The 19,658-nt window shown below is 41.2% G+C and carries 18 protein-coding genes and 1 pseudogene; 15 read left to right on the top strand and 4 right to left on the bottom strand.

Going from position 1 to position 19,658, the window contains the following annotated elements:
• The first annotated feature begins 257 nt into the window (after positions 1 to 257).
• Genes ACIQXQ_RS05025 through ACIQXQ_RS05035 form a run of 3 tightly spaced genes read left to right on the top strand, consistent with a single transcriptional unit; the run spans position 258 to position 2,840 of the window.
• The gene (locus tag ACIQXQ_RS05025) at positions 258 to 1,100 is read left to right on the top strand and encodes an ABC transporter ATP-binding protein (RefSeq protein WP_402955924.1); all 843 of its coding nucleotides are present in this window, start codon (positions 258 to 260) and stop codon (positions 1,098 to 1,100) included.
• The gene (locus tag ACIQXQ_RS05030) at positions 1,033 to 1,791 is read left to right on the top strand and encodes an ABC transporter permease (protein WP_402867835.1); all 759 of its coding nucleotides are present in this window, start codon (positions 1,033 to 1,035) and stop codon (positions 1,789 to 1,791) included. Before ACIQXQ_RS05025 ends, ACIQXQ_RS05030 begins: the two co-directional genes overlap by 68 nt.
• Before the next feature lie 35 nt (positions 1,792 to 1,826).
• A complete protein-coding gene (locus ACIQXQ_RS05035) occupies positions 1,827 to 2,840 on the top strand; it encodes an aliphatic sulfonate ABC transporter substrate-binding protein (protein ID WP_402867836.1) in 1,014 nt (337 codons plus the stop codon).
• A 61-nt stretch (positions 2,841 to 2,901) separates the two neighbouring features.
• Here the strand turns inward: ACIQXQ_RS05035 and ACIQXQ_RS05040 are convergent, their stop codons facing one another.
• The gene (locus tag ACIQXQ_RS05040; RefSeq protein WP_402955926.1) at positions 2,902 to 3,840 is read right to left on the bottom strand and encodes a DHH family phosphoesterase; all 939 of its coding nucleotides are present in this window, start codon (positions 3,838 to 3,840) and stop codon (positions 2,902 to 2,904) included.
• A 421-nt stretch (positions 3,841 to 4,261) separates the two neighbouring features.
• Here ACIQXQ_RS05040 and ACIQXQ_RS05045 point away from each other — a divergent pair, with 421 nt between their 5' ends.
• The 3 genes from ACIQXQ_RS05045 to ACIQXQ_RS05055 are packed head-to-tail and all read left to right on the top strand — an operon-like array spanning position 4,262 to position 7,003.
• On the top strand, positions 4,262 to 5,449 hold the full coding sequence (locus ACIQXQ_RS05045; protein WP_402955928.1) for a CaiB/BaiF CoA transferase family protein: 1,188 nt from the start codon (positions 4,262 to 4,264) through the stop codon (positions 5,447 to 5,449).
• Between the two features lie 14 nt (positions 5,450 to 5,463).
• Positions 5,464 to 6,669: an acyl-CoA dehydrogenase family protein gene (locus ACIQXQ_RS05050; protein ID WP_402868543.1), complete on the top strand. Its 1,206-nt coding sequence runs from the start codon at positions 5,464 to 5,466 to the stop codon at positions 6,667 to 6,669.
• Between the two features lie 22 nt (positions 6,670 to 6,691).
• Positions 6,692 to 7,003: a DUF3870 domain-containing protein gene (locus ACIQXQ_RS05055; protein WP_402867852.1), complete on the top strand. Its 312-nt coding sequence runs from the start codon at positions 6,692 to 6,694 to the stop codon at positions 7,001 to 7,003.
• Positions 7,004 to 7,098: 95 nt separating this feature from the next.
• Here the strand turns inward: ACIQXQ_RS05055 and ACIQXQ_RS05060 are convergent, their stop codons facing one another.
• Positions 7,099 to 7,644, bottom strand: coding sequence for a hypothetical protein (locus ACIQXQ_RS05060; protein ID WP_402868580.1), 546 nt, complete (start codon positions 7,642 to 7,644; stop codon positions 7,099 to 7,101).
• A gap of 88 nt (positions 7,645 to 7,732) precedes the next feature.
• Positions 7,733 to 7,810 (bottom strand): annotated as a pseudogene (locus ACIQXQ_RS05065) (CotG/ExsB N-terminal domain-containing protein); the annotation flags it as partial.
• 152 nt (positions 7,811 to 7,962) lie between these two features.
• Between ACIQXQ_RS05065 and ACIQXQ_RS05070 the strand changes: the two are divergent.
• Together ACIQXQ_RS05070 and ACIQXQ_RS05075 are read left to right on the top strand one after the other, a co-directional pair.
• Positions 7,963 to 9,054, top strand: a complete 1,092-nt coding sequence (locus ACIQXQ_RS05070; RefSeq protein ID WP_402867853.1) for a CotH kinase family protein — start codon at positions 7,963 to 7,965, stop codon at positions 9,052 to 9,054.
• Between the two features lie 187 nt (positions 9,055 to 9,241).
• Positions 9,242 to 10,213: a TRM11 family SAM-dependent methyltransferase gene (locus ACIQXQ_RS05075; protein WP_402867854.1), complete on the top strand. Its 972-nt coding sequence runs from the start codon at positions 9,242 to 9,244 to the stop codon at positions 10,211 to 10,213.
• Positions 10,214 to 10,445: 232 nt separating this feature from the next.
• Here the strand turns inward: ACIQXQ_RS05075 and ACIQXQ_RS05080 are convergent, their stop codons facing one another.
• Complete coding sequence (locus tag ACIQXQ_RS05080) at positions 10,446 to 11,417, bottom strand: MBL fold metallo-hydrolase (RefSeq protein ID WP_402867855.1); 972 nt, start codon at positions 11,415 to 11,417, stop codon at positions 10,446 to 10,448.
• Positions 11,418 to 11,813: 396 nt separating this feature from the next.
• On the opposite strand from ACIQXQ_RS05080, the gene ACIQXQ_RS05085 reads away from it, so the two are divergent.
• The 7 genes from ACIQXQ_RS05085 (at position 11,814) to ACIQXQ_RS05115 (ending at position 19,642) form a co-directional block, all read left to right on the top strand.
• Positions 11,814 to 12,752: a DNA-binding transcriptional repressor DeoR gene (locus tag ACIQXQ_RS05085; protein WP_402868545.1), complete on the top strand. Its 939-nt coding sequence runs from the start codon at positions 11,814 to 11,816 to the stop codon at positions 12,750 to 12,752.
• A gap of 226 nt (positions 12,753 to 12,978) precedes the next feature.
• Positions 12,979 to 13,644 carry a deoxyribose-phosphate aldolase gene (gene deoC / locus ACIQXQ_RS05090; protein WP_402955930.1) on the top strand — a complete coding sequence of 222 codons (666 nt, stop codon included), beginning with the start codon at positions 12,979 to 12,981 and terminating at the stop codon, positions 13,642 to 13,644.
• A 99-nt stretch (positions 13,645 to 13,743) separates the two neighbouring features.
• Positions 13,744 to 15,090 carry an L-fucose:H+ symporter permease gene (fucP, locus tag ACIQXQ_RS05095; RefSeq protein WP_402867857.1) on the top strand — a complete coding sequence of 449 codons (1,347 nt, stop codon included), beginning with the start codon at positions 13,744 to 13,746 and terminating at the stop codon, positions 15,088 to 15,090.
• A gap of 178 nt (positions 15,091 to 15,268) precedes the next feature.
• A complete protein-coding gene (locus ACIQXQ_RS05100) occupies positions 15,269 to 16,282 on the top strand; it encodes an aldose 1-epimerase family protein (protein WP_402955932.1) in 1,014 nt (337 codons plus the stop codon).
• 14 nt (positions 16,283 to 16,296) lie between these two features.
• Entirely contained in the window at positions 16,297 to 17,217 is a 921-nt protein-coding gene (rbsK, locus tag ACIQXQ_RS05105; protein WP_402867859.1) for a ribokinase, read from the top strand.
• Positions 17,218 to 17,408: 191 nt separating this feature from the next.
• Positions 17,409 to 18,410, top strand: coding sequence for a 2-hydroxyacid dehydrogenase (locus ACIQXQ_RS05110; protein ID WP_402955934.1), 1,002 nt, complete (start codon positions 17,409 to 17,411; stop codon positions 18,408 to 18,410).
• Complete coding sequence (locus ACIQXQ_RS05115; RefSeq protein ID WP_402867861.1) at positions 18,410 to 19,642, top strand: multidrug effflux MFS transporter; 1,233 nt, start codon at positions 18,410 to 18,412, stop codon at positions 19,640 to 19,642. The genes ACIQXQ_RS05110 and ACIQXQ_RS05115 overlap by 1 nt, the downstream gene beginning before the upstream one ends.
• Positions 19,643 to 19,658: the final 16 nt, after the last annotated feature.

Genomic DNA, 19,658 nt, shown 5'->3' on the forward strand with positions numbered 1-19,658 from the left:
CATAGGCAGTGGATTATTATTTTAAAATAGTCGATTTACCTATAGGGGAAGTTGTTTTTCCTTGTTCATCATATGAAAAAATAGATTTTACTAAAATATGTAGTATTGTAGTATATCTCCATAATTTGGTGGGAGGCAACAAAATACAAAAAAGTTAGAATTCTTGCATTTTTATAGTTGACAAAAACGATTGGATTAATCATTATTAAGGAATAATGTATAGTCAATTAGTGTGATTTAAAAGTGGGGTGTCTTCAGTGTATTTAACAGTAGACGGAATTGAAAAAAGCTTTATGAATGAAAAGAAAGAAAGTATAAAGGTACTCGATGATATCAATATAGAGGTTGAAAAGGGAAGCTTTGTTTCAATCGTTGGGCCATCAGGTTGTGGAAAATCGACCCTTCTTTATTTAATAGCCGGTCTCGATAAAGCAGATTCAGGCGACATCCGGGTGGCTGGAAAAAAGGTTTCGAAGCCGGGACCCGAACGAGTGGTTGTGTTTCAAGAAGCAGGATTATTTCCCTGGTTGACGGTGCTTGAAAATGTCACGTACGGGTTGAAGTTGAAGAAAATGCCTAAAGAAAAAGCGAAAGAAAAGGCGTTGGATATTTTAAAAATGGTTCATCTTAGTCGCTATGTAGACTCCTATCCACATCAGCTTTCAGGTGGAATGAAGCAGAGAGTCGCCATTGCCAGGGCACTTGTGATGGAACCGGATATTCTATTGATGGATGAGCCATTTTCTGCACTTGATGAGCAGACGAGAATGGTATTGCATAAAGAGTTACTTGAAATCTGGAGAAAAACAAAAGTGACAATCTTTTTTGTCACGCATAATATTCGTGAAGCGGTTCAGCTTTCGGAGAAAATCGTAGTTTTTGCAACCCGACCGGGAAAAATCAAAGAGACGATTTCCGTTCCTTCCATGAAAGATGGGGTCATGCCGGATAGTGTGACGTTGAACACCGAACAAAGGGTATTATCGATTTTACAGGAGGAAATTGAAAAAGTGCTGAAGGAGGAAATGGGGAATGATTACAGCTTTAAGACGAATCATATTCATCGCGATGATAGCGGGGATATGGGAAGTCACATCTAGATTATCAAGCCTTCCGGATTTCATGTTTCCTAGCCTGACTCAGGTCCTTGAAACCCTGTTTAATGGAATAGTGAGTGGACAAATCACCGAAGCTGTCGGAAAGAGCATGGGACGCATCTTGATTGGGTTCACCATCGCCATCATTATCGGTCTTATTTTAGGATACTTCATTTGGCGTTATAAGCTTGTAGAAGATACGCTTGGTTTTGTTGTAACAGCCTTACAATCGATACCAAGTATCGTATGGTTCCCGTTAGCGATCATCTGGTTTGGCTTGAATGATTTTTCCATCCTTTTTATCGTTACCATCGGCGCGACCTGGACGATGACAGTCAATGCAACAAGCGGGTTCAAAAATGTGCCCCAGCTATATCAAAGAGTGGCTAAAACTTATGGTTCAAGCGGATTTCATTTCTTGAGAACCGTGATTCTGCCCGCATCTGTCCCACAAATCATTTCTGGTCTTCGAATCGCTTGGGCATTCTCTTGGCGTGCATTAATGGCAGGTGAGTTACTCGGAGGAGGCGGAGGTCTCGGGCAGCTTCTGGAAATGGGAAGATCGCTCGGTCAAATGGACCTGGTTATTTCCGTCATGATCATCATTGCGATTATTGGAACCATTGTGGATAACGTTGTTTTCTCCCGCTTGGAACGTAATGTTCAAGTTAAATGGGGAGTTAATCAAAGGTAGGTTAATAAAATAATAGGTTAAGAGGAGAGAGACAGATGCTGAAAAAATCATTATTTACTCTTATTATGTCCGTATTGTTAATTGGGATAGTAAGTGGTTGCACAGAATCTTCGAATAACGAAGAAGGAAAAGATTCAGAAAAACAAACCGTGAATATCGGGTATTTCCCTAACTTGACTCATAGTGCAACAATCATTGCGCTTGAAAAGGGCTACTTTAAAGAAGAATTCGGTGAAGATGTAACCATTAAAACGAAAACAGTGGCCAACGGTGGGCTATTTATGGAAGCGATGGCTACGAAAGCTATCGATGTCGGAACAACCGGTCCTGGTCCGTTACTTAACTTTTACGTGAAAAATCCGGAATACCACTTAATTTCCGGGGCTGTAAACGGTGGAGCAGTTCTTGTGTCAGGTGAAAGCAGTAAAATTTCGGATTTAAAAGATCTGGACGGTAAAAAAGTTGCGATTCCTGTCATCGGAAGCACACAGGATGTCATGCTTAGAAAGGCCCTTAAAGATGTTGGCCTTAAACCGACTACAAATGGTGGTACAGTGGAGTTATTTGCATCAGCACCTGCTGACACAGCAGCACTTTTTGTCCAAAAAACAGTGGATGCAGCTGCTACTCAGGAACCTTGGGGATACGTTTTGGAAAATCAAGCAAACGGGAAGCTATTGCTTAACTGGGATGAATTTGCTTGGGGCAAAGATTCACCAAACACAGTGGTGGCTGCAAGCCAGAAGTTCTTAGATAAAAAAGGTCTTTCCACTGCCTATTTGAAAGCCCACAAAAAAGCGGTTGATTTCATCCAAAACAATCCGGAAGAAAGCCAAGATCTAGTCATTAAGCATCTTAAGGACTTGACTGGAAAAGAATTAAGCAAGGAAGAGGTGGCCGCTGCCTTTTCACGCTTGGAAGTGACAACGAATGTTAATGAGGACGTCATTCAGGAAATGGCTGATATTAGTAAAGAGGCTGGATACATTCCTAGCGCCGATATTAAAGGGATGATCGATTTATCGACTCTTGAAGAAGTATCGAAATAAAAACATAACGCCCGGGCCATATGGCTCGGGCGTTTCTCTTACGCTTCTTTCACCAACCAACTCAGGGACAAACTTGGTTCAAAGCGTGTATGACCTGATCAACTGCCTCCCAAGTAGGGATGTTCGCTCCGGACGCAAAGGGATGCCCTCCCCCATTAAACATGCGTGCAACTGAATCAATCGGGGTGTTTCGTGAACGGATCCTGACCCGGATTTCTTCGGGATATTCTATGAAGAACACCCAAATCCTCACTCCTTTTAACCCGGAAAGAGTATTAATTAAATTCGAGGCTTCGGTCCGGTCTATATCATACTTGCTTAACATCTCCTCAGTCATGACGAAGTAGGCTACCCCTTTATCGGTCCTCTTATAGCTCATCATAATATCCCTTTGAAGATGGGAAGAATGCTTGGTTTTTATATTCAAGAAGTTGTGGATTCTTTCTGGCTGAAAATTATACGACCGTAATATCGATGCGATTTCTAAAGTCCCGGGAGATATTTTGCCTTTTTGAAAATTACCGGTATCACCAATGATGCCGGTATAAAAGGCACGGGCAGCTTCTTTGTTTAATTTAAGGTCATCAGGGAAACCCAAACATAGGTCAACAAGCATCTCACTTGCTGAGCTGAAAGAAGGATCCACCCACGAAGGATCGCCGAAGGACTCTTGATCGGGATGATGATCGATCTTAATCAACCTTTTCCCCATTTTGTATCGTGAATCACTAATGCGTGAAAGATTAGCGGTATCGCACACAACCACTAATGCATCTCTATAAACATCATCGGGTATAACATCCATCCTTCCAATGAATTGGAGCCGACCTACTTCTTCTCCCACTGCATGAACAACCTTGGATGGATATGAGTGCTTTATCACGTGTAGAAGTCCGATTTGAGACCCCAGTGCATCCGGGTCTGGATTAAGATGGCGGTGAATGATGATCGTTGAATATTGCTTGATGGTTTCAACGATTTCTTTCTTTATATCGTCCACTGTTAAATCCCCCTTACCATTAATGGACTTGTCGAACTAAGCGTTTATATCTTTAAATTTTATAGACAGAAGGGGAAAGAAGCAAGGCCAGAGCTTCATTCTCCATACCTTTAGTGTAAATGGGAGGAGAACAACAATCATGATAAATTTGCGAACGATCAATATCCATAAAGTGAATTTAATTATTGCAAAATTCAAATAACTATTTTATACTTAATTTACCAAACCGATGACAGCGACTTACCTTGCTGCATGGCCGGCTTGTTTTAAATGAGTATTTATAAAATTGACTTTGTTCACTTGATCTTCCTTTGTCGGAAGACAAGCCATGGATAAGAGTCAGTGAAACGTTCAATGTAATCACATTGTTTGTTTTACTGGCTCTTTTTGTATATTTCAACAATGGGAAAGGGGTGAAGGGATGAAAGGGGCCTTGGAAGGAATAAGGATTATTGACGTCTCCCGTGTATTGGCGGGACCGTTTTGTTCGATGATTCTTGGTGATTTGGGAGCGGAAGTTATTAAAGTGGAACATCATGAATCAGGAGATGAAACGAGAGGATGGGGTCCGCCTTTCGCTGAGGGAGAAAGCGCTTACTATTTATGTGCCAATCGCAACAAAGAAAGTATGACATTGAATTTAAAGTCTGAACAGGGGAAAGAAATTTTTCGTAAGCTAGTATCGACAGGAGATATTGTCGTTCAAAACTTCAAGGCAGGCACGCTGGAAAAAATGGGTGTGGGATATGAACAATTAAAAGAAGTGAATCCTCATTTGATTATGGCATCAATTACAGGATTCGGATTAACCGGTCCTAATAAAGATTTACCTGGCTATGATTATATCATTCAAGCGATGAGCGGCCTGATGAGCATCACGGGCGAGAGTGATGGAAGCCCCATGAAAGTGGGGGTGGCGATAGCTGATGTCCTGACAGGGTTATATACCTGTATTGGAATTTTATCAGCCCTGCATCATCGGAATAATACGGGTGAAGGTCAGGAAATCGACATTGCATTGATGGATTGTCAAGTCGCTTCCTTAGTGAATGTCGCCAGCAACTATTTGTTCAATGATATATCTCCTAAGCGAATGGGAAATCAACATCCCAATATCGTCCCTTATCAAGTTTTCCATGCAAGTGATGGGGAACTAGTCGTTGCTGTAGGGAATGATGAGCAATTTAAGAGATTCACGACGGTTTTAGGAAGGCCGGAATTGGCGAATCATGAACCTTTTATGCACAATAAAGATCGTTTGCAGAATAAAGAGGAATTAATACCGATTATAGAAGCTTTATTAAAAAGCAAGACGAAGAATGAGTGGAAAACGCAATTGGATATAGCCGGGATCCCTAATGGCCCTATTCAAACCATTGCCGAAATGTTCGAGGATCCTCAAATACAGGCAAGGGAAATGTTAGTGGAGATGGAACACCCAAAAGTTGACAACCTTAGAATGACTGGGTCGCCTTTAAAACTTTCAAAAACACCGGTCACGATGAGAAAGCATCCACCGCTGTATGGGGAGCATACAGAATCCATTTTAGCCGAATTGGGGTATAACCCGGAAGACATAACCAAATTCAAACAAAATAAAATTATTTAGGAGGAATTTAGATGATGCATTTCGAATTAACAGAAGAACAGAAAAGTGTAAAAAAAGTGGTAAGGAAATTTGTTGATAAGGAAATCATTCCATATATTCAAGAATGGGACCGACAAGGAGAGTTTCAACCACATATTTTAAAGAGATTGGCTGAATTGCAATTGATGGGTGTGTGCATTCCTGAAGAATATGGCGGAGTCGGCATGGATTATAATACACTCGCCATCGTGTGTGAGGAATTGGAGCGTGGCGACACGGCTTACCGGACTGCGGTGTCCGTACATACCGGGTTAAATAGCATGACACTTTTGCAGTGGGGAACCGAAGAACAAAAACAGAAGTATTTAGTGCCACAAGCAAAAGGCACGAAGATTGGTGCTTTCGGCCTCACTGAGCCTAATGCTGGGTCAGACGTTGCAGCCATGAAATCAACGGCTAAACGAGATGGTGATTATTACATTTTAAATGGATCAAAAACATGGATTTCTCTTTGCGATTATGCGGACCATTTCCTCATTTTTGCGAAAACGGATCATGACCTAGGCTCCAAAGGAATTACGGCATTTATCGTTGAGCGTACGTTTGATGGCGTTGAATCGAAAGCAATCAAAGGAAAGCTAGGGATTCGTGCCGGTAATACAGGTGAAGTCTTTTTAACGGATGTTAAAGTTCCGGTTGCCAATAGATTGGGCGAAGAAGGGGAAGGGTTTAAAATTTCCATGTCTGCCTTGGACAATGGACGGTTTACGGTAGCTGCCGGCGCAGTAGGCCTGATTGGCGCAAGTCTGGAAGCGAGCTTAAAGTATTGCCATGAGCGCAGTACATTTGGTAAAGAGATTGGGAGACATCAGCTTGTACAACAGATGATAGCCAAAATGTCGGCGAATTTAGAGATTGCAAGATTGTTGGTCTTTAAAGCAGGGACTTTAAAAAATCAAGGAAAGCGAAATACACAAGAAACGTCACTTGCTAAATGGATTTCATGTGATGCAGCAAATGAAGCGGCGAATGATGCGGTGCAGATCCATGGAGCCTATGGTTATTCAGATGAATATCCGGTGGAACGGTTCCTAAGGAATTCAAAAGCTCCGGTCATTTATGAAGGAACACGAGAAATCCATACGGTCATGCAAGGAGAATATGCATTGGGGTACAGACAGGATAAAGAACTTCGCAAGCAATTGCCTGCATGGCCATTTGAGCAGGTTTCTGTCCATTAATTACTAATAAGGAGATCAGATGATGAACACATATTTTATTGCAGGGCATGCTAAACTCCCACAAGGTATGGCGGCAAGAAATCTCTATGATTCCATCACGATCACGGTAGAACTGGACCTTAAATACGGCGTAATTGTCGATGCCTCCTGTACGCTTGCTACAGAACATGGTAGGGAATTCATCCGCCAGTTACTTCGTGGTTATTGTTTAAATGATGGAATTGACGAATTGATTGAACGCGTGCAATTGTATTATCGAGGGAAGGCAGGTCAAGCCATTCAAGCAGGTCTGAAAGATGTCTATGGTCAGTTCGAATTGATCTCCATTAAATAAGGAATGAGATGGGTTTTCCAGGTTAAGAATCTGGTAAATCCATCTTTTTTTAATGTAAGGGGTATGGCATTCAACGTTTAGGTTCATGCCTTCACTCAGCTACATATAAAACATTCAGGGAGCTCTAAGAATATGTAAAAAGAGGTGATAAAAAATCTATCACCTTTCAAAAATAAAATGGGTCTCAATGACCTGACATTACTTCTGATTAATTGCCTGTAATCAGAATTTCCATTTCCAGTTCTTGTGGAAATCGAAAGAACCTTTGCCATGGAATCTGCGGTTCCTAGTGGAACGACGATTTCTGCTAGAACGACGGTTAGAGCGGCAAGTAGAACGGTTCCGGCTAGAACGACGTGTAGAGCGGCAAGTAGAACGGTTCCGGCTAGAACGACGGTTAGAGCGGCAAGTAGAACGATTTCTGCTAGAACGACGTGTAGAGCGGCAAGTAGAACGATTCCGGCTAGTGCGACGTTGAGTGCTGCAAGTAGAGCGATTCCGGCTAGTGCGACGTTGAGTGCTGCAAGTAGAGCGATTCCGGCTAGTGCGACGTTGAGTGCTGCAAGTAGAGCGATTCCGGCTAGTACGACGACGAGTACCACAAGTAGAGCGGTTCCGGCTAGTGCGGCGTTGGGTACCACGTGTTGAACGTCTAGTACTACGCTTTTTATTATTTTTCTTGTTTTTCTTATTCTTCTTCCGTGATGACCGGTTTTTTGAACGTGGGTCTTGGAATAGGAATTCATCTAACCCAAACGAATTCACCATTTCCACCGCTTTTTGAATTTCTTTAAATTTAGTTGACATACATTCATTCCCCCTTTTCACTAGCTAAAATATGCGGCTTGTACGAAAAGTGCTTATGGTAAACACACATATTTCCAAAATAAATTGATGGCTTTAGTGGCATCCTTCGTTTTTTTTCATAAAGTAAAATGAAAATGAAAGGGAAGGTTTTAATGAATACTGACAAGAATCTACCGGTTTACCATCTTTTTATTCCCCCTGTAAACTTAATCGAGCTTCGTAGGGATATTTGGAGTAATGACCCCGTCCCTGCAAAATTATCGATAGAAAAGAAAAAATTGGATGTCGATATCGTTTATCGTGGCTCCCACATCCGGGGTTTCCGGAAGAAGTCCTATCATGTGGCTTTTTATAAACCGAGTATGTACCGAAAGGCTAAAGAAGTTCATCTGAATGCTGAATATAAGGATAAATCTCTGCTGAGGAATAAACTATCTTTAGACTTTTTCGCAGATATCGGAACTTTATCACCGAGGTCCCAATTCGTTTTCCTTAATCTTAATGGAAAGGATGAAGGGATTTATTTAGAATTGGAATCTGTGGATGAACATTACTTGAGGAACAGCAATTTGCCTGAAGGATCCATTTTTTATGCAGTGGATGGCGATGCTAATTTTTCATTGATGAGTGATTTGGATAAGGAAGTTAAGAAATCCCTGGATATCGGGTATGAAAGAAAATGTGGGACAGCTCAGGATGATTTGTACTTACACGAGCTAATCATAAAAATCAATACGATACCAAGAGCGGATTTTGAGAAGGAAATTGGAAAGTACGTCAATGTAGAAAAGTATCTCCGCTGGTTGGCAGGTGTCGTTTTTACACAGAATTACGATGGATTTGTCCATAATTATGCTTTATACCGGAATGGAGAAACGGGACTTTTCGAAATCATCCCTTGGGATTACGATGCGACATGGGGCAGGGATGTAAATGGTAAAGTGATGGAAGAAGATTATGTTGGAATCAGAGGCTTCAATACATTGACCGCAAGAATTCTTGATATAGCTGCATTCCGTAAACGGTATCAAAGTCTTCTAAAAGAGATTATGAATAACCAGTTTAACGTGAGGTATATGGAACCCATCATTCATGAAATGCATAGCTTGATCAAACCGTATATGCCAAGAGATAGATATGTCCGGGACAATATCGAGGCATTTGAGAATGAACCTAATTTTATTTTAAAATATATAGAGGCTCGGGCAAAATATATTCGTAGTCAATTGCATAAGTTAGATTAAATGAATAGTGTGAATTCGTTGGGGTTAGGCAAGGTTATTTTCCACCTTCCATTCTTACAGCAAGTGGAATGGTAACGTATTTATTAAAATAGCAGGAACACTGAAAAATCAGTATTCCTGCTATTTTTTTCATTTGCATTTCTATCCACTTACGGCTATGTTTGATAGAAAGATATAATCTTAAGTGATGAAGGATGGGAATAGTTTGAACAATGAAAGCCGTATACCGGCGTATATATATACTTTTACGTGCACTCCAGACGAACGTTCATTATGTAATATGGAAACGCGTTCGCTCTTTGGTTGTAAGACCGAAGTCAATATTTTAAAAAGTGACATCAAAATTGATCCGAGCAGAAGTCCTTTTATCAAGGGACGTGTCGATATTATGTACGAAGGGGAAAGCATATCTGAAATCGTTGAACAGGTAAAGCAACTTCCAATTACCGATTCAACATTTAAAGTCCTATTCATTAAAATAAATGATTTGAATATAGAAGACAAAATTGATTATGATGGACAACGTGCCATTGAGAGGGAAATTGGCTGGCATATCCAGAGTAAGGCAGATGTGCGCAATCCAGATCAAACTTATGGGATTGTGCCATTCGAAGGACGTTGGTACTTTGGGGAATTCGTCAAACCCGAACCGGTTTGGTTACATCATTTGAAGAAGCCCCGTGAGTATTCAACGGCACTTAGTACCCGGGTCGCAAGAGCGATTGCCAATATTGCCGTACCACATCCAGAGGGGGTAAAAGCCATTGATCCATGTTGCGGAATAGGGACGGTATTGGTGGAAGCATTATCCATGGGAATCGATATTGTTGGTCGTGACATCAACCCTCTAGTTACGGATGGGTCTAGGGAAAATATTGCTTACTTCGGACTGGAAGGCGATGTAACAACAGGACCGATTTCAGAGGTTACGGAACACTATGACGCAGCCATCATAGATATGCCGTATAATCTTTATACACATGCTACGCCGGAAGACCAACTTTCGATTCTTAAACATGCTCGTCGTTTTGCGGACAAGGTGGTTGTAGTAACCATCGATACGATGGATGATATGATTCATGAAGCGGGCTTTGAAATTGCGGATCGTTGTCTAGCGAAAAAAGGTGTATTTTCTAGGCAAATTGTGGTGTGTGTATAAAAGCCTCGTTGGATATGTAGAAGTATCCCTAATCAAGTTGTCTATTAAAGTTAATAGATAAGAAAGGAAGAGTGGTGCATACTCTTCCTTTTTTATATGTCTGTTATTCCTTAGCCATCAATCGAAAACGACCGAAATCATCGTGCTTATCGGCTGTTTTGTGTGAAGCAAATCCTTGCGTTCGATGGCATAGCCTCTAGGTTGCCAAGACCGGATGACCAGGATATTACCCTTATCTAGCGGTATAGTGAATCACATTTCCACTAGAGTATTTGTCGATTTTTCCTTGGTACTCCAAGTAATCTAAATGTCCGATGATCTCCGACATGACAAGTGGGAACTCTTTTAAATATTTTTCTTTGTAATAGTTTTTTGCTAACTCATTCCCTGTTGTTATTCCAGCTTCAATTAAAGCGAGGATTTTCTTGGATTTTGTTTCAATGTTACGGAGCCTTTTTTCTATTAATGGACCTGCTTGATGGATGATGTTTCCGTGTCCAGGGTAAAGGATATCCACCCCTAATGCCAAACAGCGCTCCAACGATTCAATATGGTCTACTAGAGTCCGCATCCTTTGGCCGTTTTCATCGGGCTCCACCAATGCATTGCTAGAGATATGTTCAATTAATAAGTCTCCAGCAAGAAGTCGGTTCTCGCTTTTATCAAGAAAGGCAATTTGGTCTGGTGCATGACCGGGAAAATGAATCACTTCGAGATTTAATAATTGGTTTTCCTTAATCTCGATGATTTCACTATTGATTTTTTGATCTTTGTTATTATTGACGGCATTGAATAAATAGGCCACTTGTTTATCTCCAAGTTCCCCACAGCCCATCTGAACGTAAAGTCGTTTATAGAACTCAATCCTCATGCTAAGAAAATCCGGATCTCGCTTTAACCTTGGTATGGATTTAGAGTGAGCATAAACAGGAATCGGGTGAGGCTCAGTGATACGGTTAACGAGTCCCACGTGATCCCCGTGATGATGGGTCAGGAGAATCTCTGTAATATCTTCAAGCTTTAGGCTATTTTCCTCTAATGTGTGTTGTAAAGCGTCCCAACAAACATCATCATTCATGCCAGCATCCACCAGCGTAAGGGACTCATTCTGTTCCACTAAATAAAAGTTTATACTTTTCAATGCGAGTGCACTTGGCGCTATAACTGGGTGAATCTTAAGTGTTGACCGGTTTTTCATGAGCATCCCTTGTTCCCCCTGAAATGAATGAACTTTTGGAAGGAAGGTTTATTCATTTATGCTGTATCAATGAATCACTCAAGCTTATAAATGAATGAACGATCCTTAAAGTTCAATTTATTAATAAACGATAGTTATACCTTTAGCTTACTATTTGTTTTATTTAAAGTAAATTCTGAAAAATGAAACATTTATATTATAATAGCAAGATAATTTTCCTGAATCGCTTATCGTACTGGTGGATTTTTTCTATAACTAAATTTACCTTTTTTATATTTTTATGTAAATTAATCTTCTCGCCATGCAAGTTTTAGTATATGGTTAATTTAACAGATTGGATGGGCATTATTCCATGTAAACTAAAAGGTGATAATCGGAATGACAGAAGAAATGAGGGCATGTATGGATCAAGATAAACAAAGGCTCAGTATTGCGGCTGCAAGACTATACTATGAATCGGATTATAGTCAACAAGAGATTTGTGCACGCCTTGGCGTGTCGCGACCAACGGTTTCTAGGTTGTTGCAATATGCGAAGGAGCAGGGCTACGTAAGTATACACATTAAAGACCCGTTAGAAGATGTGGACGAACTCTCAAAACAGTTAAAGGAACGGTATGGATTGGATCATGTAAGCGTTTCATATTCCCCACTTAATGAGTATGAGGAGATAACTAAGCATATCGGGCGGACTGCCGCCGAATTTTTACACAAAATCGTAAAAGACGGAGATATCATCGGCATTACCTGGGGTACCACATTGTTTTCAGTGGCCTCACAACTTAAAAGCAAGCGAGTGAAAGGTGTAGAAGTAGTTCAGCTAAAAGGCGGTGTAAGCCATTCGTATAGCCTTACTTACGCGGCTGAAGTTGCCAATCTATTTGCCGAAGCTTATTATACGGTCACCCGCTATTTACCTTTACCTGTTATTTTCGATAAGCCAGAACTTAAGCAGATGGTTGAGGAAGATCGGCATATAGAACGGATCATCGAAATGGGTAGACAAGCGAATATTGCATTATTTACGGTCGGTACGGTCAGAGATGATGCTTTACTTTTTAAACTTGGTTATTTAAGTGAAGGGGAGAAAGCTGATCTCCAACGTACGGCCGTAGGTGATATTTGTTCTCGTTTTTTTGATGAAGAGGGGAACATCTGTAATGAAGTTATTAATAGCCGCACGGTGGGCATTGATTTAGAAGAATTGCAAAAGAAAGAAAGAAGCATTTTAGTTGCTGGAGGCGAAGATAAGATCAAAGCCATCCAGGCAGCGTTAGTGGGAAAATATGCTAATACCCTCATTACAGATCAATTCACGGCTAAAGCTCTATTAGAGTGTTAAAAGAAAGAATATATGGTTGGCGCCTAAAAAGCGCTGACCTTATTTTTTTATGTCTATAAACATTTAGTTGAATAGGTTGTAAAAATATTTGAACAAAATTTCAAATTAAAATTTACATATGTTCCACACCGTGGTATTATTCGGTTGTGAAAGCGCTTTTCTTATTGAAAAATCAAAAAAGATAAAAAATTATAGTGAAAAATAATAGGATAAGGGGCCGTTAAAAATGAATAAGGCTAAATTAATTGACCATACACTACTGAAAGCTGACGCAACTGAAAAGGAGATTGTTAGATTAGCAGAAGAAGCCAAGGAATACGGTTTTGCTTCCGTTTGCGTGAATCCACAATGGGTGTCACTTGCAGCGAAAGAATTAAAGGGAAGTGACGTAAAAGTTTGTACAGTCATTGGATTTCCTTTAGGCGCGTCTACTACAGCAGTAAAAGTATTCGAAACGCAAGACGCTATTTCAAACGGCGCAGAAGAAGTAGATATGGTAATCAATATTGGCCTCTTGAAAGCTGGTAATGATGATGCAGTTGAAGCTGATATGAAAGCGGTTGCTAATGCTGCACATGGAAAAGCTCTTCTGAAAGTGATTATTGAAACATGCTTATTGACAGAAGAGGAAAAGGTCCGTGCATGTCAACTGGTCGTTAATGCGGGAGCTGATTATGTTAAAACATCCACCGGACTTTCTACGGGAGGTGCCACTGTCGAAGATGTAATGTTAATGAGAAAGGTCGTTGGACCGAATTTAGGTGTAAAGGCATCTGGAGGAATTCGGGATAAAAACGATTTAGAAAAGATGGCTAAGGCGGGAGCTACTCGTATTGGCGCGAGCTCAGGTGTCAAAATCATGCAGGGGGAAGCCGTTAATGGAGGCTATTAATTTAGATAGCTAGTCCCTCGTTTGAAAACCGAATGCAATTGGACTCATTAGTGGGTAAATATCAGTAGGGGTTCTTACTTGAATAAGGAGATTACAAAAATGGCAAAGACAAAAATAATTCAACTGTCGGATGGATACCTTAATCGGACTCCTATTCTACAATTCATTCTCTTATCCACATTATTTTCCATGTGGGCAGTGGCAGCTAGTTTGAATGATATATTAATTACTCAGTTCAAAAGTGTGTTCGAATTAAGTGATTTCGCTAGTGCTTTAGTACAGAGTGCTTTTTATGGAGGCTATTTCTTGGTAGCCATTCCAGCTTCGATGGTTATTAAGAAGACGAACTATAAGTTTGCCATCATAACAGGATTATGCTTCTATATCATTGGATGTTCTTTATTCTTCCCAGCGTCGCACTTGGCGACATATACTATGTTCTTGTTTGCACTTTTTGCTATTGCAATCGGTTTAGGTTTCCTTGAAACGGCAGCCAATACCTATAGTTCCATGATAGGTCCCAAGCAATATGCGACGCTCCGCCTGAATATTAGCCAAACGTTTTATCCCGTTGGATCTATTTTAGGGATTTTGCTAGGAAAATATCTAGTTTTCCAGGAAGGCGAAAGTCTTCATGTTCAAATGTCCAAAATGTCTCCTGCAGAAGCACAGGCTTTTGGAATCGAGATGTTACAGCATACACTAGAACCATATAAATATATGATTTTCATACTAATCGGAGTGCTGGTGATATTCCTCTTCACTAAATTTCCAACATGCAAACCGGAAAAAGTCGAACAAAATGGCACTAAACCGGCTCCAAATATCCTAAAAGCGTTGAAGCACCTGGCTGGAAATAAACGATTCCGAAATGGAATCATCGCAGAATTTTTATATGTGGGAATGCAAACCACGGTTTGGGCTTTCACGATCAGGTTAGCCTTACATCTAAATCCACATATCAATGAAAGAACTGCTTCAAACTTTATGATTTATAGTTTTATAGGATTTTTCATTGGGAAATTCATTGCAAACTTTTTGATTGCTAGATTTTCGTCTTCTAAAATCTTGGTCATTTATGCAGTTTTCGGATCAGCTTTATTGGCTTACGTGGCAGTCGTGCCGAATATGACTGCTGTATATGCGGCAATCGTTGTTAGTATGCTTTTTGGACCATGTTGGGCCACGATTTATGCAGAAACTCTAGCTGTAGTTGATAAGCAATATACTGAAGTGGCGGGTGCCATCTTAGTAATGTCCATTGTAGGGGGAGCCGTTATACCGGCTCTTCAAGGGTTAGTGTCAGACACTTTGGGATCAATGCAATATGCGTTTGTCGTATCCATGCTATGTTTTGTGTATATAGGCATTTACTTTTATCGAGAAATGAAAAGGTCTGCAAACATGAAAAAGGATGCAGAACAAACAAGCGAATTAATTTCTTGAAAATTAGGTTCAAGCTTTGCTTATGTCCTCAATTATATCGGCAATCATTTTTGACAAAACCAGTAAGCATAATAAGAAAAGAGGCAGGGGGCCCTGGAATGAACTCTGGATGTAACAGGGTTTCCTAAGGGGACCCTGTTAGCTGTTATTCGAAGGAAGGAAGGAAGGAAGGATAAGTATGGTAGGAACGATTGAACTACAAAGAGGATTCTTCAAAGAAAACCCTACAGTATTTTTTAGAAGTACCGAGTTTACTGTTACTTTATTTCGTTATCCATCTGGAGTTGAAGCGATAGAAGTGACAAATTCCCGTGGGAAAATGGTGGTTCTTCCTTATTTAGGTCAAAATGTTTGGGACTTAGTTTTTGATGGAATTGAACTGAAGATGAAAAATATGTTCACTCAACCGAAACAAGTAGATGAAATTGTCGATACATATGGATGTTTTGCTTTTCATTCCGGTTTGATTAGCAATGGCTGTCCAGGACCTGAGGATGATCATGTCTTACATGGTGAGATGGCCTGCGCGAATATGGACCATGCCTGGCTGGAGGTTACGGAAAATAGTGTGAAAATTGGTGGATCGACAGAATACATAAAAGGGTTTGGCCATCATTATATCGCTAAGCCAAGCGTCAAGATGATTGCTGGGGAAGCCAACATCGAAATGGGCATGTACGTGAAAAACTTATCTGGCACAGACATGCCTCTACAATACATGTGCCATACCAACTACGCCTACCTGGATCATGCAGTAATGAAGCAAAACATTCCTAATAGTGCGTTTGAGTTACGTGCCTCCATCCCTGACCATGTGAAACCTACTGAAAAGTGGTTGGACTTTAATAAAGAAATCCGTGTAGGCAAGGAACCTATATCGATTTTGGACCGTCCAGATATGTATGACCCGGAAATTGTTTTCTTTATGGATGGATTGAGTAAGCATCAGAAAGAAGCAAGTTTTGAAATGACTTCGCCGGAAGGAACTACTTTTTTCACCACGTTCTCTACGGATGAATTTAATTATGCGACAAGATGGTTACTGTTTAATGAGGACCAGCAGGTAGGAGCATTTGTATTGCCCGCTACATGCCGGCCTGAAGGGTTTTTGGCAGCCCAAGATTCAGGAAGCTTAATTAAGTTGGCCTCAGGTGAGGAAAGATCATTTACAATTGTAACTGGAAAGAAATAAGGAGGAAATAGAATATGGATATAGCAGTTATCGGATCCAATATGGTGGATTTAATTTCATACATTGACCAAATGCCAAAAGAAGGGGAAACCCTCGAGGCACCAAGTTTCGAAATTGGGTGTGGTGGAAAAGGAGCCAACCAGGCAGTGGCCGCAGCCAAAATGGGCTCTAAGGTCATGATGCTTACTAAAGTCGGAGATGATCTATTTGCAGATAATACGATTAGCAATCTAGAACGTTATGGAATAGATACTGAATTTACAAGTAAGGTCCCGGGAACATCAAGTGGTGTGGCACCGATATTTGTGGACCCACAATCGAGGAACCGGATATTAATCATCAAAGGAGCAAATGAATATCTTGTACCCGAGGATATCGACAACGCGGGGGAAAAGCTGAAAAAGTGTTCCTTAATCATTCTTCAATTGGAGATCCCCTTACCAGCTGTTTATCGTGCCATTGACTTCGGTAAGGAGAATAATATACCGGTTATATTGAATCCTGCTCCTGCCTCAAAAGAGTTGAATTTTGATTACGTTTGCAAGTGCGATTTCTTCATTCCTAATGAAACGGAACTGGAGATTTTAACCCAGATGCCAGTAGAAACGGATCAACAAGTGCAGGAGGCAGCTTTAACCCTTATCGAGCAAGGGGTGAAAAATGTTATTGTGACACTTGGAAGCCGTGGGGTGATGTGGGTTACAAAAGAAAAAGTGGAACGGATCGATGCATATGAAGTCGCCGCCATTGACACTACTGGAGCCGGAGATTCATTCATCGGATGCTTCGCCCACTTCTTTGTCAAAAATGGAGATATCCTTCACGCCATCAAGATGGCCACTGGGTTTTCTGCCTTGAGCGTAACAAAACGCGGAACGCAATCCTCTTATCCAGATCAAGACCAGTTAAAGGGATTTTTTGAGAAACAGGTTTGAATATCATAGTATTAGGGGTGCTTCCACAATTGTTGGAACACCCCTTTTTACGTTCGTGTGGAACGAGATGGGTAGAGATAAGATAAGTATAAATGAATAGGTTGAGAAGGAGATTAATGTTCAATTATCGAAATTGTAGATATGTAAGTAAAAAGTACATAACTATCAATCTGTAAGTAGGAGGGCTATTTGTGAAACCTAAAGTGTATATAACGAGAAAATTGCCAGACCAAATCGTGAATGGCCTAAGTGGAAATTTTGAGGTAACGATGTGGCAAGATGAAACGACTCCGGTTCCTAGGGAGGTCCTGGAAAAAGAGATAGTGGGGGTTGACGGTCTATTTTGCTTGTTGACGGAACAAATCGATGAATCCTTGATGGAGAAGGCGGCCAACCTAAAAATCATTGCGAACATGGCTGTGGGGTATAACAATATTGATTTACAAAGCGCGACAGATAAAGGAATCATGGTGACGAATACACCGGGGGTTTTGACGGAAACGACAGCGGACTTAACTTTTGCCTTGCTGCTTGCAACGGCCAGAAGATTGGTAGAGGCGACAGGTTATCTCAAAAGTGGTCAATGGAAAACATGGTCCCCGATGCAGTTGACTGGACAGGATGTACATGGCGCAACGATAGGAATCATCGGATTGGGAAGGATCGGTAAAGCCCTGGCGAAAAGGGCAAAAGGATTTGATATGAATCTTGTATACTATAATCGTAGCCGTAAACTTGAAGAAGAAAAAGAGTTGGGAATCGAGTTTGTATCACTTGAAGAGCTCCTTAAGATTTCGGATTTTGTCTGTGTCATGGTGCCACTCACTTCCCAAACTAGCTATATGATCGGTGCCGAGCAATTAGCCTTAATGAAAAAGACGGCCGTACTCATCAACACGGCAAGGGGCGATATCGTCGATGAAAGGGCATTGTACCAGGCTTTGGTAAACCAAGAAATTTGGGCTGCCGGCTTGGATGTATTTGAAGAAGAACCGGTTCCTTTAGATCACCCTCTCTTGACCCTACCTAATGTGGTGACACTCCCACATATCGGCAGCGCCAGCATCGCCACGAGAATGAAAATGGCAAGCCTTGCTGCAGAAAACTTGATGGCAGGCCTGACGGGCGCCCTTCCTGGCAATCTAGTGAATCCGGAACTAACAAGTGTGCAAAAAGGGAGAGGACATTCATAATGGAATTGAAAGAAACCATATATACTAGCAATAAAATGCCGACAACAAAAAAACTATGGATGGCACTTATGCTCGGTTCTTTTGCGGCAATCGGGCCTCTGTCACTTGATATGTATTTGCCTGGTCTACCAACACTTGCAGATGATCTGCAAAGCAGTACGTCTTTGGCTCAGCTCAGTTTGACCGCTTGTTTACTAGGATTGGCATTAGGACAAATATATTTAGGCCCCCTGAGTGATGCGAAGGGGAGACGGACCCCGTTAATCATCTCTTTGTCGATTTATAGTGTGTCTTCTCTGCTATGCGCCTTTGCTCCCTCCATTGAAATGCTTTTATTATTACGGTTCATCCAGGGAGCTGCAGGTGCTGGGGGAATTGTCATTTCCCGGGCCATTGTCCGCGATCTTTTTTCTGGTACGGATTTGACCAAATTCTTTTCCATGTTAATGCTTGTGAATGGGGCGGCACCGATTTTGGCACCGGTTTTAGGAGGGCAACTGCTACAATTTACATCTTGGCGGGGAGTTTTCATCGTCATTTTTGCTCTAAGTGTTATTATGGTTGCCGCTGCTTTTTGGGGGATAGAGGAAACACTCACACCAGACCTACGAAGTACAGGGGGCATAACCAATACAATACGTACATTCGGTGATTTACTGAAAAATCGTGTGTTTATGGGATATGCACTTTCTCAAGGGTTTGTAACGGCGGCTATGTTTGCTTATATCTCAGGTTCACCTTTTGTACTTCAAAATATCTATGGTATTTCTCCGCAAACATTCAGCCTGATCTTTGCGATGAATGGGATAGGGATCATTATTGCATCCCAGACAACTGGCAGACTGGCTGGGAAGATAAAAGAAGAAAAACTCCTACAAATAGGGTTGGGCCTTGCGTTATTTGGCGGGATTATTCTGCTCATGTCCATCATTCTGGGAGTTGGAATTGCGGGAATTTTAATTGCTTTATTTCTATCTGTCTCGAGTGTCGGGATCGTGGGAACGACAAGTTTCGCATTAGCTATGCAGGACCAGGGGAAAACGGCAGGGAGTGCCTCGGCTTTAATCGGTCTTCTGCCTTTCGTACTAGGTTCGCTCATGGCCCCTTTGGTGGGGATTGGTGGAGGTGATTCACCTCTGCCGATGGGAATCGTGATGGTAAGTTGTCATGTTATTGCCATGTCCTCTTATCTATTTATCGCCCGAGGCGGTTTGAGAAAAGCTGTTGCATAAGGAAAGTGGCCAACCC

This window comes from Peribacillus sp. NPDC097198 (genome assembly GCF_044762055.1).
Classification (GTDB): domain Bacteria; phylum Bacillota; class Bacilli; order Bacillales; family DSM-1321; genus Peribacillus.